Genomic DNA, 13,011 nt, shown 5'->3' on the forward strand with positions numbered 1-13,011 from the left:
TGGGCTCGGAGAGACTCGAACTCTCACTGGCACGGACCTAAACCGTGTGCCTCTGCCAATTGGGCTACGAGCCCGTCGCGGCAAGCTTATCGGCAGGCCCCGACCACCCGACCCCGAGGGACGTCACGTCCGCCGCCAACCGCGCACTTGGTCTAAAACAGTGTTATAAAAGCGCTCCCGGGGCGGTCAGGTCAACGTGGCCGCCGCGTCTCAACTACGGTTGTGACCAAGGAGCAGGTAGGAGGAGATGTGGCCCGCGATCCCGACACCATCCAGCGCGAGATCGAGCAGGCTCGTGACGCGCTGGCCGTGACCCTCGACGAACTGGGGACGAGGGCGAATCCCCAGCGCTTCGTCGAGTCCGGCAAGGAGAGCGTGCGCGCGAAGCTCGACGAACCCAAGATCCGGTACTCGCTGATCGCGGTGGCCGTGCTCGTCGGGTTCGCCTTGCTGCGCAAGCTGTTCCGCTGAAGGTGCGCTACTGCCCCTTGGCGACGAGGGGCACCAGCACCTGTTCCACCACGCGGTCGACGAAGGGCAGGTCCAGCGGGTCTCCGGTGAGCATCAACCGGTAGATCAGGGCCGCGCCCGCGATCTCGACCGCCATGCCGCGCGGCGCGTCCTGGCGGAGTTCACCGCGCTCCTCGGCGCGGTCCAGGATGCGCCGCAGCACGTCCCGCTGCGCGGTCAGGAACGTCTCGCGGAACGCCGTGGCGAGCTCGGGCTCGTGCGGCAGCTCGCCGACGAGGGCCTGCGCCGCCTTGCCGCTCGGGCCGGACAGGAACGCGGCGAACGAGCTCAGGAACTCGCGCAGGTCGCCGGCGAGCGAGCCGTTGTCCGGCTCGGCCAGGTTGCGCTGCGCCAACTGCGTGCACGTGTCGATCACCAGGTCGAGCTTCGACTCCCACCGCCGGTAGATGGTCGCCTTGCCCGCACGGGCGCGCGCCGCGACGGCGTCCATCGTCAGCGCGCGGTACCCGACTTCGGCCATCACCTCCAGCGCGGCCTGGCGCAACGCGTCGTCCCGGCTGGCGTCTCTCGGTCTGCCTCGCTGCGGGGTCCGAGTCGCCCCGCTGTACACCGGTGTGGCCATTTCGCGCTCCTGTCGCCTTTGGCCGGACATCCTAGGCCTGGTGAACCCGGAATCAGCCCCAGGCCATCTCCTCGGCCGCCGCGCCGCTTCGGGTTCACCCCGTCGGTGGTGGAACCAGACCCGCTCGGGTGTGCAGGTACGCCACCGAGAACGCGAGCGCGTCGCCCTCCAGCAAGTGCACCACGGCACGGGGGGAGCGCCCGGTCGCGATCTCCTCCACCAGTTGGTCGGCGGCCAGCCTGGCGGCGATAAGGCCTGGTGCGGTGGCATCAAGCTCCTTGCCGGCCGCGCGCACGGTGACCGCCCAGTCGTCGCCGTCGCGGCGGTAGTTGGCGGTGATGGGGAGTGTGGTCATGCCTTGCCTTCCGTGGTCGTTGTGCATATCTGACCGGCGTTCGGGAGTTGGTGCGGCGTCATTCCTTCGATCGTGTGAGTGCCCGGCGGAAAGCACCGGAACCCCGGTTTCGTCACCCGTTCGTGTATTCGAATACGGTGCACGCACCGTGCCTGATCGGTAACGCGCGGCGACCGGCCGTCGATAGGCCATTTGGAGCAACGTCCCGCGTTTGAGAGGTCATGATGAGCCGTCGAGTGCTGGTTGTGGTGTGCGTGGCTGTGGGGTTGGCGATCGCGCCGGGGGTGGCCTCGGCCGACCCGCCGCGGCAGGCGCCGGACGGGTGGGCGGACCAGGTCCGGGGTGACGTCTGCCGGCACCGCGGTGATCCGCCGTGCCACACGCCGACCACGCCGACCACGACCACGACGACGACCCCGTGCACGACGACGCCGTCGACCGGCGGGACGTCGACCAGCACGTCCACGGGGGCGACCACGACGACGACCGACGTGTCCGGCACGTCCGCGACCTCCGTGACCACCACGGACGTCGCCGGCACCACGACCGCGTCGACCACCTCGACGGCGGTCGCCCAGACCACCACCGGCGCGACGACCACGACCGGTGCGGTCGTCGCCGTGCACGTCGCCGCGCCGCCGCCTCCCCGCCGGGTCGCCGACCACGCGTTGGCGCAAACGGGCGCCGCACCGCTGTGGACGGCCGTCGGCGGCCTGACCGCGCTGCTCGGGGGCGCGGTGCTGCTGCTGGTCAGCCGCCGTCGACGCGCCTGACCGCGCCGGTCACGTCGTCAGTCGGCTCGCCACGCCCCGCCACACGACGTCCATGACGTAAGCCGTCGCGAGCGCGGGCCCCACCTCGGGCCTGCGCTCGCACCACAGCGCGAGCCGTTCGGTCGAGCCGACCACGATCTCGGCGAACGCCTCGGCCTCCACCGCGTCCACGTCGGAGTCGAAGCTGCCGATCACGGCGGCGATCAGGTCGGTCTGCTGGCGGCGGATGCCCTCGACCTCCTCGACCGCGGACGGCACGGTGATCGCCGCTTCCTGCCGCAGCAGCGACCACGACTGCTTGTGCTCGGCGATGAACTCGAAGAACGCCATCAGGCCGCGCCGCAGGACCTCCTCGGGCCCGTCCGCGCCGGTGATCGCCCGCTGCGTGCGGTCGAGCAGCTCCGTGCGCGCCCGGTGGATGCAGCCGATGAGCAGCCCCTCCTTGGAGCCGAAGTACTCGTAGAGCATCGGCTTGGACACCCCGACCCGTTCGGCGATCTCGTCCATCGACGCCGCCAGGTAACCGCGCTCGGCGAAGACGCCCTCGGCGATGTCGAGCATCTGCGCCTTGCGCTCGGCCTTGGGCATCCGCCGGCGGCGCGGCTCGGTGGTGGTCACGAAGTCGAGACTACCGGAGGTAACTTACTTCGAGTAACCTACTGGGGAGTACGTAGGTGGACTTGGAGGAGACGGGCATGCACCGAGAGGTCAAAGTCCTGATCGTCGGCACGGGCTTCTCCGGCCTGGGCATGGCGATCGAGCTGAAGCGGGCCGGGGAGCGCGACTTCGTCGTGCTGGAGAAGGCGGGCGACCTCGGCGGCACCTGGCGGGACAACTCCTACCCCGGCTGCGCGTGCGACGTCCCGTCCCACATGTACTCGTTCTCGTTCGAGCTGAACCCGCGCTGGTCGCGCATGTTCGCCCGGCAGCCGGAGATCTGGGACTACCTCAAGCGGGTGGCCGAGAAGTACCGGCTGCGCGAGCACATCCGGTTCAACAGCAAGGTCGGCGGCGCGCGGTGGGACGCCGACGACAAGGTCTGGCACGTCACCACCGAGAACGGCGACACCTACACCGCGAAGTCCGTGGTGGCGGGCGTCGGCGCGCTGCACATCCCGAACATCCCGACCCTGCCGGGCATCGAGGCGTTCCAGGGCAGGACTTTTCACTCGGCCGAGTGGGACCACGACTACGACCTGCGCGGCAAGAGGGTCGCCGTGGTCGGCACGGGCGCGTCCGCGATCCAGTTCGTGCCGCGGATCGCCGACGAGGTCGGCCGGCTGACGCTGTTCCAGCGCACCCCGCCGTGGGTCATGCCCAAGGCCGACCGGAACATCAACACGTGGGAGCAGAAGCTGTTCCGCGCGCTGCCGTTCACCCAGCGCCTGTACCGCGACTTCGTCTACTGGACGCGGGAGTCGACCGCGCTCGGCTTCGCCGTGAACCCGAAGATCATGGAGTTCGCGCAGAACATCGCCAAGCGGCACATGCGCTCCCAGGTGCCCGACGAGGCGTTGCGGGCGAAGCTGACGCCCGACTACACGATGGGCTGCAAGCGGGTGCTGATCAGCAACGACTACTACCCGGCGCTGGGCAAGCCGAACGTGGACCTGGTGACCGACGGCATCGCCGAGGTGCGGGCGAACAGCGTGGTCGACCGCGCGGGCGTCGAGCACGAGGTCGACGTGATCATCTACGGCACGGGGTTCCACGTGGTCGACTCGTTCGACTACCTCGACGTCATCGGCAAGGGCGGCGTCGACCTGGCCAAGCAGTGGCGCGAGAAGGGCATCGAGACCTACTACGGCATCACCGTGTCGGGGTTCCCGAACTTCTTCTTCCTGCTCGGCCCGAACACCGGCCTGGGGCACAACTCGGTCGTGTTCATGATCGAGTCGCAGATCCGGTACGTCCGGCAGTGCCTCGAGCTGCTGGACCGCCACCAGGCCGACGAGCTGGACGTGCGGCCGGAGGTGCAGGCGCGGTTCAACCGGCAGTTGCAGCGCAAGCTGTCCAAGGGCGTGTGGACCGAGGGCGGCTGCAAGAGCTGGTACCTCGACGCGCAGGGCGTCAACCGGACGGTCTGGCCGGGCTTCACGTGGCGCTACTGGATGCGCACCAAGACCGTGCGCGCCGAGGACTACACCCTGACCCGGGCCCGCCGCACCCGCGTCCCGGCCTGACCCGAGCGTTCAACTCGGGTGTTCCGAACGTAGGAGACACGCGTTCTGAACGTAGGACACACGCGTGCTGGGGGTAGGACTCTCGCGAGGTGGAGGTAGGACTCTCGCGAGAGCCCTGCGGTCAGGCGGTGACGCCGGCGGCCTTGGTGCGCTCGGCGCGCAGGCGGGTCACGTCGGGCAGGTCGAGCGGGCTCAGCTTGGCGCCCGTGGCCCACTCGATCAGCAGGTCGGCGATCTGCGGGTTGCGCGGCAGCACCGGACCGTGCAGGTACGTGCACAGGATCCGGCCCTGGACCGCGCCCTCCACCCGGCCGTCGTTGCCGGTGCCCACCTTGACGTGCGCCAGCGGACGGGCGGACGGCCCGAGGACGGTGCGGCCCTGGTGGTTCTCGAACCCGGTCAGCACGCCCTCGAACAGGCCGTCGGCCGGGGTCGCGATCACCTCGCCGATGGCCCGGCTGCCGCCCGCGTGCGACGTCGAGTCGATCAACCCGAGGCCACCGTGCGTCACCTGGTCGGCCCGGGTGAACGACTCGCCGAAGATCTGGATGCCCGCGCACACGCCGAGGACCACCGCGCCGCGGGACGCCGCGCGCTGCATCCCGGGGTGCTCGCGCAGGTGCCGCACGGCCAGCGTCTGCGCCGTGTCCTCACCGCCGCCGACCACGTAGATGTCGCACGACTCCGGCACGGGCTCGCCGAACCGGATGTTCACGATCTCGGCGGAGATGCCCCGCCACGTCATCCGCTTCTCCAGCACGACCGCGTTGCCGAAGTCACCGTACGTGCCGAGCAGGTCGGGCAGCACGAGTGCGATCTGGACCTTGCTGGTGCTCACTGGGCGGCCCTCGCGTTCAGGTCGCGGAATGCGGTGTAGTTGGCGATCACCTCGACCGGACCGGGCGGCATGGCGTCGATCGCCAGCAGCGGGTCCGGCACGATCGTGTGCTCGACCTCGGCGTAGGTCAGCCGCACGGCCAGGTCCGTGGCCCGCTCGCCGGAGGCGATCACCTGCCGGCCGCGCAGCCGCTCGAACGGCACGTCCCACAGCCACGACAGGTCGCGCCCGTCGGCCTCGTGGGCGTTGATCACGAGCACGGCGGGGTGGTCGGCCTCGCGCACCACGGTCAACGTCTCGCTCCACCCGGCCGGGTTCTTCGACAGCAGCAGCCGGGCGCGGTGCCCGGAGCGCTGGATGGTCCGGTACCGGCCGGCCACGTTGGACACCGCGCGCAACCGCTGCACGGCCTCCTCCACAGGCACGCCCAGCGCGGCGGCGGCGGCCGTCGCCATCACCGCGTTGGCCTGGTTGAACTTGCCGGGCAGCCGCAGCGCCAGCTCCACCTTCACGCCGTTGGGCGTGACCAGGTACCCGTCGCCGGTCACCCACTGGGGTCGCGGCCGGGCCAGGTCGCAGCCGGTGCAGTGCCAGTGCTCGCCCTCCCAGCGGATCGGGTCGCCGCAGCGCGGGCACGAGGCGGCGTCGTTGTGCCAGCCCGTCCCGGTGGCGACCCACACCACGTTCGCCGAGTCACGGGCCGCGGACGTCACCATGATGTCGTCGCAGTTGGCCACCACGACCCCGGTGACCGACGCCAGCGCCGTGCGCAGCGACTTCTCGATGGTGCGCACCTCGCCGACCCGGTCGAGCTGGTCGCGGCTGAGGTTGAGCAGCACGGCCACCTCGGGCGACGCGGCCCGCACGACCTCGGGGAAGTACCCCTCGTCGACCTCCAGCACCGCGAACGGCGCGTCGGGCTGCTTGGACAGCGCGGTCACGTGCCCGTCGGGCATGTTCGCGCCGCCGTGGTTGGTGGCGACCTCGCCCAGGAACGACACGGCGCGGCTGAGCATCATCGTGCTGGTCGTCTTGCCGTTGGTGCCGGTCACCAGCGCGACCGAGCGGCCGGAGGTCAAGTGCGCCAGCGCCTGCGGGTCGAGCTTCAGCGCGACCCGGCCGCCGATCATGCCGCCCGCGCCCAGGCCCATCTTCTGCGACAGCTTGGAACTCATGTTGCCCAGTCGCACGGCCGCCGCGGTGCGCAGCGGCAGGCGGGCTGGGTCTGCACCTGGAGTGTTCGGCAAACCGACTTCCCGGATCTGTCAGGGGAGGGAGATCCCCCGATGCTACCGGTGCCGCTGGTGGTCCAGTTCCCGCAGGGTCCGGATCAGGTCCACCGTGCTGAGCTGGCACAACTGGGCCATGTACTCCAGCGCGGGCAGGTCGAGGTGCACCTCGGGCGGCTGGCCGGGCACCAGGTGCGCGAGCCTGCCCTGCGCCCAGCGGCGCAGCGGCATCAGCTGCGGCCGCGGATCGGCGACGACGGTGGCCAGGTCGACCGAGAGGTGGCCGGCGGGCGCGTCACCGAACACGCGTTCGTGCACCCGCGCGAGCACCTGGTGCGCGGGCACGCCCAGCGCGGCGCAGATCTCCGCCAACCGGACCACCGAGCACTGGCGGGTGCCCAGTTCGTAGGTGGCCAGCGTTTGCAGCGAGATGTCGCTCTGCAGCCGGCGGTTGAGCTCCTTGCGGGTCCATCCGCGCTGCTTGCGAAGGCTGCGGAGCTCATCACCGAGCACGCGCTGGTACGCCGCTGTGTCGATCTGCACCGTCGATCCTCCAGTCCGCCGGGGCCCCGACAGACCCCACGCAGATGGAAAGCGCGACAGGACGATTGCTTACGCGGGTTGTCCGATTTATCGCCCGATCGGGCGAACGCAGTGGTACCGAAAGTAGCGTTTCAACGCTGTAACGCGCTGGTGACGCCCGTCTCACGTGGCCCCAGGAACTGTGGATCCGGCTTCGTCACGACGCCGTCCCACATCGCCTTGCCCGCCGCGAACACCTCCCGGAAGTGCCCGTAGGCGGTGGTCGCCACCCGGTCGGACGTGTCGTGGCCCACACCGAACGCCTCGAGGCCCGCCGAGCGGCACAGCGCCACCGCGCGGGGCAGGTGGAACTCCTGGGTCACGACGGTCAGCCGCTCGACGCCGAAGATCCGCTTCGCCCGCGTGCACGAGTCCCACGTGTCCAGGCCCGCGTAGTCGGCCACCACGACGTCCGCCGGCACGCCTCGCCCGATCAGGTAGGTGCGCATGGCGGTCGGCTCGTCGTACCCCGTCCGGCTGTTGTCGCCGCTGACCAGCAGCACCTCGACCTTGCCGCGCCGGTACAGGTCGGCCGCCACGTCCAGCCGGCCCGCCAGGAACGCCGTCGGCGTGCCCGCCCTGGTCAGGCCCGCGCCGAGGACCAGCGCCACGGGCGCGTCCGGCACGTCGGCGGCGTCGTGCAGGTAGGCGGCGCTGCTGGTCCGCACCCACACCCACGGCGTGGCCGCGAGCACGGCCAGCAGGCCGAGCGCGACCAGCACCCGCTTCCAGCGCACCCGTCCGATGAAGCTCCCCACGACCACACCCCCCGGTGAACGATCAGTTGACGCAGCGCACCCCGTCCGCCGTGATGGGCGCCTCGGTGGTCGTGCTCGTGTCCGGCTGCTGCCGCCGCGCGCCGTCCAACCCGACCAGCGGGTCGCCGGCGAGCGTCTGCGTGCCCGGCCCGGAGTAGTCCGAGCCGACGAACACGCGGACGTGACCGGCCGGGATGTCGTCGTCCTGCTCGATGTCGAGCCCGCCGAGGGAGTCGGCGACGGCCTCCGCGCCCGCCTCGCCGCCGACGCCGTAGCGGACCACGGACGTGGTCATGGGCGTGGCGTTGTCGGCGCCGCCGTCGGTGAACCGCTCGGCCACGAGCTCCTGGAGCACCCGACCGGCCAGCCCGGGCGTGCCGGAGGCGTTGCGGACCTCGACGGTGACCGACGCGTTGTCGACGGTCGGCACGTTGGCGGCGGTGGCGTTCGGGTCGGCGTTGAGGTTCTTGAAGAACTTCTTCACCTCGCGCTCGTTGATCTCGACCGCCAGGCCGTCCTCGGGCGTCTGCAGCTCCGGGGAGCCCGTCGGGATCGTCTCGAACTTGAGGTTGCCGCCGGTCAGGTCCTTCATCTGGGTGGCGAACCGCAGCACGTTCCAGTCCTTGTCCAGCACGATGGACTTGGTGAGCGCGTCGATCAGGGAGCTGAGCTTGCCCGGGTCGGACAGCGTGCCCGCGGACAGGATCTGCTTGGCCAGGCCCGCCATGAACACCTGCTGGCGCACGATCCGGTCGAGGTCGCCGCGCAGCAGCCCGTACCGCTGCCGGACGAACGCCAGCGCCTCGCGCCCCTGGATCTTCTGCGGGCCGGCGGCGAAGTTCGCGCCGGACATGTCGTCGCGGGTGGCCTGGTTCAGGCACACGTCCACGCCGCCGACGGCCTTGGTGATCTCGTAGAACCCGACCAGGTTGATCTCGGCATAGCGGTCGATGGTCACGCCGGTGAGGCTCTCGATGGTCCCGATGAGGTTCTTCGCGCCCGCCTGCCGCGACCGGACCTCCAGCTGGGCCGGGTCGGAGACGCCCTCGCGCTCCAGCTTCGCGATCGCGTCGCTCTTGCCGTAGCCGTACGCGGAGTTGATCTTGTGTCGGCCGTAGCCGCCCGCGATCTGCACGTAGGAGTCGCGCGGGAACGACACCGCGACCGCCTTGCCGCCGTCGTTCGGCACGTGCATCAGGATCAGCGTGTCGGTGTTCAGGCCGCCGTCGTTCTCGTTGCCCGCGTGCAGCTCGTCGAGGATCTCCTGGGGCAGCGGGTTGCCCTTGGCGTCGGTGCGGCTGTCCATGCCGACCATGAGGATGTCGACCGAGCCGTCGGCGGGCTTCTCGCCGCCGCCCTCGTCGCTGATGACGTCCGTCGTGGAGATGTCGCTGAGCAGCGTGTTCAGGTTCGCCCACGCGTAGCCGGTGCCCAGCAGCACGGCGACCGAGAACAGCGCGAGCAGCGACCGGCCGAAGATCGCGCCACCGGTCGTGCGGCGCTCGGGCGGGCGGCGGCGCGGCGGACCGGTGCGGCCGGTGGACGGGCGCGGGCGTTGGCCGGCGGGTCGTCGGGCCGGCGCGATGCGCCGGGGCTCGGCCGGGCGCCTGCCGTCGGCGTCGTGCTCGGCGGGTCGGCGGCCGGCGGGCGGTCGGGGGCGCTCGGCGCCGGACCGGGGACGGCCGGGCTCGCTGCCGGCCCGCGCGCGCTCGTCCCCGGGCACGTTCGGCCGGGGCCGTTCGCCCGAGGGATCGGTCACCGGGCGTTTCGGCCGCTCACCGGGCACGCGCCCGCGTTCGCCGGCCGGGCGCTCGGGCCGGCCGGGCACGCGTCGTTCACCGGTCGGCCGCTCGGGGCCGCGCCGCGGCGGCGGGTCGAACCGCCCCCCTGGCTCGGCCCGCGGCGGTTGACCTGCGGAAGGACTCCGAGGGGGAACAGGTCGCCGGCGGAACCCATCGGGTTCGCCTGGCCTCGGCGGCCGGTTGTCCACTCCCACTCCTCCCAAGTACCCGGGTACTCGCCAATGGACGCATGGCGGGCCGCCCGGGTTGCCACCAGCCTCGCACAGCGGGTTCGCCGGACGTGGTGATACCGGTCCGCGGGCCTGCTGACCAGGTCGGTTACCCGATTGTGAGGTGCGCGGTCCCGCGTTCGTAGACTGCCACCGTGCTGACCATGCAGGATGCGCTGCTCGCGCTGACCAGGTACTGGACCGAACGGGGCTGCGTCGTCGTGCAGCCGTACAACACCGAAGTCGGCGCCGGCACGTTGAACCCGGCCACCGTGCTGCGGGTGCTGGGTCCGGAGCCCTGGCGCGTGTCCTACGTCGAACCGAGCGTCCGGCCCGACGACGCGCGGTACGGCGAGAACCCGAACCGGTTGCAGACCCACACCCAGTTCCAGGTGATCCTCAAGCCCGACCCGGGCGACCCGCAGGAGCTGTACCTGGGCAGCCTCGAAGCGCTGGGCATCGACGTCCGGGCGCACGACGTGCGGTTCGTGGAGGACAACTGGGCCTCGCCGGCGCTGGGCGCCTGGGGTCTGGGCTGGGAGGTGTGGCTGGACGGGCTGGAGATCACCCAGTTCACCTACTTCCAGCAGGCGGGCGGCATGTCGCTCGACCCGGTGTCGGTGGAGATCACCTACGGCATCGAGCGCATCATGATGGCTTTGCAGGGTGTCGACCACTTCAAGGACATCGCCTACGCGCCCGGCATCTCCTACGGCGAGGCGTTCGGCCAGGCCGAGTACGAGATGAGCCGCTACTACCTCGACGACGCCGACGTGGAGGCGAACAAGCGGCTGTTCGAGGAGTACGCCGCCGAGGCGCGCCGGATGCTCGACGCGCGGCTGCCCGTGCCCGCGCACAACAACGTGCTCAAGTGCTCGCACGCGTTCAACGTGCTCGACGCGCGCGGCGCGATCAGCACCACCGAGCGGGCCCGCGCGTTCGGGCGGATGCGCGGCCTGGCCCGGGAGGTCGCCGGGCTGTGGGCGGCCCGCCGGGAGGAGCTGGGCCACCCGCTCGGGCTGGCCGAGGCGCCCGCGCCGGCCACCGTGCCGGACACGTTCGCCGAGGTCACGGCCCCCGGCACGCTGCTGTTCGAGATCGGGACGGAGGAGCTGCCGCCCGCCGAGGTGACCCGCACCGTCGAGGCGGTCGGCAAGGCCGTGGCGGACAAGCTCGGCGCGACCAGGCTGGCGCACGGCGCGGTCGAGGTGCACGGCACGCCGCGCCGGGTCGTGGTGCTGGTGCCCGACGTGGCGCCGCGCGAGCCGGACGCGGAGAAGACCGTGCGCGGTCCCCGCGTGTCCGCCGCGTTCGACGCCGACGGCAACCCGACCAAGGCCGTGCAGGGCTTCGCCCGCGGCCAGGGCGTGGCCGTGGACACGCTCGGCCGCGTCACCGAGAACGGCGTCGAGCACGTCGCCCTCGTGCGCACGGACCCCGGTCGCGGCGCGGTGGAGGTGCTCAGCGGGCTGCTCGGCGAGGTGGTGGCCGAGCTGCGCGCCGAGAAGAACATGAAGTGGAACGACCCGAAGCTGTCGTTCACCCGGCCGATCCGCTGGCTGCTGGCCCTGCTGGGCGCCACGCCGGTGCCGGTCGCGGTGTCGTCGCTGGCCGCCGAGCCGAAGACCCGCGTGCACCGCACCGCCGCCGCGCCCGTGGTCGAGGTGCCGTCGGCGGACGGTTACCTGGAGTTCCTGGCCGGGCACGGCATCGACGCCTCGGCGCGACAGCGGCGGGACGCCATCGTGGCCCGCGCGCGGGAGCTGGCCGCGTCCGTGGGCGGGGTCGTGGACTTCGAGGGCGTGCTGGACGAGGTGACGAACCTGGTCGAGCGGCCCACGCCGATCCTCGGTTCGTTCGAGGAGCGCTACCTGGAGCTGCCCGCCCAGATCCTCACCACGGTGATGCGCAAGCACCAGCGGTACCTGCCGGTGCGCGCCCAGGACGGCTCGCTGCTGCCGCACTTCGTGGCCGTGGCGAACGGCGAGGTGGACGTCGACGTGGTCCGCGCGGGCAACGAGGCCGTGCTGCGCGCCCGGTACGAGGACGCGGCGTTCTTCTGGCGCGCCGACCTGCGCACGCCGCTGGAGGACATGAAGGCCGGGCTGGACAAGCTCACGTTCGCCGACAAGCTCGGCTCGATGGCCGACCGGGCGGCCCGGATCGCGGCGCTCGCGCGGCGGCTCGCCGGGGAAGTGGGCACGGGGGAGCTCGGACCCGGAGAGGGGAGCACCGCCGACGAGACCCTGGCGCGCGCGGGCGAGCTGGCCAAGTTCGACCTCGGCTCGCAGATGGTGATCGAGCTGTCGAGCCTGGCCGGCGTGATGGCCCGCGAGTACGCCGAGCGGGCGGGGGAGACCCCGGAGGTCGCGCGGGCGCTGTGGGAGATGGAGCTGCCGCGCTCGGCGGGTGACGCGATGCCGTCGTCCACGCCCGGCGCGCTGCTGTCCCTGGCCGACCGGTTCGACCTGCTGGCCGGGCTGTTCGGCATCGGGGCGAACCCGACCGGCAGCTCCGACCCGTTCGGGCTGCGGCGGGCGGCGCTGGGCGCGGTGAGCGTGCTGCGGGCGTTCCCGGACCTGAAGGACATCACGCTGACCAAGGCCTTGGCGCTGGCCGCCCAGGAGCTGGAGGTGTCCGCGGAGGCGTTGGACGCGGCCCGCGAGTTCACCGTGCGGCGGTACGAGCAGCAGTTGCTCGACGCGGGGCACGACCACCGGTTCGTCAACGCCGTGCTGCCGCTGGCCGACGCGCCCGCGGTGGCCGACGCGACGCTGGCCGAGCTGACCGCGCTGGCCGGCGACCCGGACTTCGCCGCGCTGGCCGCCGCGTTGCAGCGGGTGCGGCGGATCGTGCCGGCGGACGCGGTGGGCGGGTACGACGCGCGGTCGCTCGTGGAGCCCGCCGAGGTGGCGTTGCACGAGGCGCTGGCCGGGGTGCCCGCGGGCGTGACCGGGCTGGCCGCGTTCGTCGCCGCCGCGAAGGGGCTCACCGGGCCGGTGAACACGTTCTTCGACGAGGTGCTCGTGATGGCCGAGGACGCCGACGTGCGGCGGGCCAGGCTGGGGCTGCTGGCCGCGATCCGCGACCTGGCCGCGCCGGTGCTGGACTGGCAGGCCCTGGGCACCGCGCTGGGCTGACCGGCCCGCAGACGACGATCCCCGCCCACCGGCGAACCGGTGGGCGGGG

Annotated in this window: 12 protein-coding genes and 1 tRNA gene; 4 read left to right on the top strand and 9 right to left on the bottom strand. The window is 71.9% G+C overall.

Going from position 1 to position 13,011, the window contains the following annotated elements; all coding sequences use genetic code 11:
- A tRNA-Leu gene (locus IOD16_RS03045) sits at nt 1-74 on the bottom strand.
- A gap of 175 nt (nt 75-249) precedes the next feature.
- On the opposite strand from IOD16_RS03045, the gene IOD16_RS03050 reads away from it, so the two are divergent.
- Nucleotides 250-471 carry a DUF3618 domain-containing protein gene (locus tag IOD16_RS03050; protein ID WP_033438423.1) on the top strand — a complete coding sequence of 74 codons (222 nt, stop codon included), beginning with the start codon at nt 250-252 and terminating at the stop codon, nt 469-471.
- 7 nt (nt 472-478) lie between these two features.
- Here IOD16_RS03050 and IOD16_RS03055 read toward each other — a convergent pair whose 3' ends face one another.
- Together IOD16_RS03055 and IOD16_RS03060 are read right to left on the bottom strand one after the other, a co-directional pair.
- Nucleotides 479-1,093, bottom strand: coding sequence for a TetR/AcrR family transcriptional regulator (locus IOD16_RS03055; protein ID WP_201438802.1), 615 nt, complete (start codon nt 1,091-1,093; stop codon nt 479-481).
- A gap of 94 nt (nt 1,094-1,187) precedes the next feature.
- On the bottom strand, nt 1,188-1,448 hold the full coding sequence (locus tag IOD16_RS03060; protein ID WP_123743785.1) for a hypothetical protein: 261 nt from the start codon (nt 1,446-1,448) through the stop codon (nt 1,188-1,190).
- A 254-nt stretch (nt 1,449-1,702) separates the two neighbouring features.
- On the opposite strand from IOD16_RS03060, the gene IOD16_RS03065 reads away from it, so the two are divergent.
- Nucleotides 1,703-2,221: an LPXTG cell wall anchor domain-containing protein gene (locus IOD16_RS03065; RefSeq protein ID WP_236594714.1), complete on the top strand. Its 519-nt coding sequence runs from the start codon at nt 1,703-1,705 to the stop codon at nt 2,219-2,221.
- A 9-nt stretch (nt 2,222-2,230) separates the two neighbouring features.
- Here the strand turns inward: IOD16_RS03065 and IOD16_RS03070 are convergent, their stop codons facing one another.
- Nucleotides 2,231-2,839 (bottom strand): TetR/AcrR family transcriptional regulator, encoded by a 609-nt coding sequence (locus IOD16_RS03070; protein WP_236594715.1) that lies wholly within the window; start codon nt 2,837-2,839, stop codon nt 2,231-2,233.
- 77 nt (nt 2,840-2,916) lie between these two features.
- Here IOD16_RS03070 and IOD16_RS03075 point away from each other — a divergent pair, with 77 nt between their 5' ends.
- Complete coding sequence (locus IOD16_RS03075) at nt 2,917-4,404, top strand: flavin-containing monooxygenase (protein WP_201438804.1); 1,488 nt, start codon at nt 2,917-2,919, stop codon at nt 4,402-4,404.
- A 121-nt stretch (nt 4,405-4,525) separates the two neighbouring features.
- Here IOD16_RS03075 and IOD16_RS03080 read toward each other — a convergent pair whose 3' ends face one another.
- From IOD16_RS03080 to IOD16_RS03100, 5 genes are all read right to left on the bottom strand, one after another.
- On the bottom strand, nt 4,526-5,242 hold the full coding sequence (locus tag IOD16_RS03080) for a type 1 glutamine amidotransferase (protein WP_201438805.1): 717 nt from the start codon (nt 5,240-5,242) through the stop codon (nt 4,526-4,528).
- Complete coding sequence (locus IOD16_RS03085; protein ID WP_236594716.1) at nt 5,239-6,417, bottom strand: Mur ligase family protein; 1,179 nt, start codon at nt 6,415-6,417, stop codon at nt 5,239-5,241. The genes IOD16_RS03080 and IOD16_RS03085 overlap by 4 nt, the downstream gene beginning before the upstream one ends.
- Nucleotides 6,418-6,531: 114 nt before the next feature.
- A complete protein-coding gene (locus IOD16_RS03090; RefSeq protein ID WP_123743780.1) occupies nt 6,532-7,014 on the bottom strand; it encodes a helix-turn-helix domain-containing protein in 483 nt (160 codons plus the stop codon).
- 131 nt (nt 7,015-7,145) lie between these two features.
- Nucleotides 7,146-7,811: a SanA/YdcF family protein gene (locus tag IOD16_RS03095; RefSeq protein ID WP_201438806.1), complete on the bottom strand. Its 666-nt coding sequence runs from the start codon at nt 7,809-7,811 to the stop codon at nt 7,146-7,148.
- A gap of 22 nt (nt 7,812-7,833) precedes the next feature.
- Nucleotides 7,834-9,570 carry an LCP family protein gene (locus IOD16_RS03100; RefSeq protein WP_236594717.1) on the bottom strand — a complete coding sequence of 579 codons (1,737 nt, stop codon included), beginning with the start codon at nt 9,568-9,570 and terminating at the stop codon, nt 7,834-7,836.
- 416 nt (nt 9,571-9,986) lie between these two features.
- Between IOD16_RS03100 and IOD16_RS03105 the strand changes: the two genes are divergently transcribed.
- Nucleotides 9,987-12,962: a glycine--tRNA ligase gene (locus IOD16_RS03105; RefSeq protein ID WP_236595111.1), complete on the top strand. Its 2,976-nt coding sequence runs from the start codon at nt 9,987-9,989 to the stop codon at nt 12,960-12,962.
- Nucleotides 12,963-13,011: the final 49 nt, after the last annotated feature.

The organism is Saccharothrix sp. 6-C (genome assembly GCF_016695385.1).
GTDB classification, from domain to species: Bacteria; Actinomycetota; Actinomycetes; order Mycobacteriales; family Pseudonocardiaceae; genus Actinosynnema; species Actinosynnema texasense.

What these genes read in the sequence shown, in the direction of transcription:
- IOD16_RS03085 (WP_236594716.1), bottom strand. Translation starts at nt 6,417, where the DNA reads ATGAGTTCCAAGCTGTCGCAGAAGATGGGCCTGGGCGCGGGCGGCATG.
- IOD16_RS03055 (WP_201438802.1), bottom strand. Translation starts at nt 1,093, where the DNA reads ATGGCCACACCGGTGTACAGCGGGGCGACTCGGACCCCGCAGCGAGGC.
- IOD16_RS03105 (WP_236595111.1), top strand. Translation starts at nt 9,987, where the DNA reads ATGCAGGATGCGCTGCTCGCGCTGACCAGGTACTGGACCGAACGGGGC.
- IOD16_RS03075 (WP_201438804.1), top strand. Translation starts at nt 2,917, where the DNA reads ATGCACCGAGAGGTCAAAGTCCTGATCGTCGGCACGGGCTTCTCCGGC.
- IOD16_RS03060 (WP_123743785.1), bottom strand. Translation starts at nt 1,448, where the DNA reads ATGACCACACTCCCCATCACCGCCAACTACCGCCGCGACGGCGACGAC.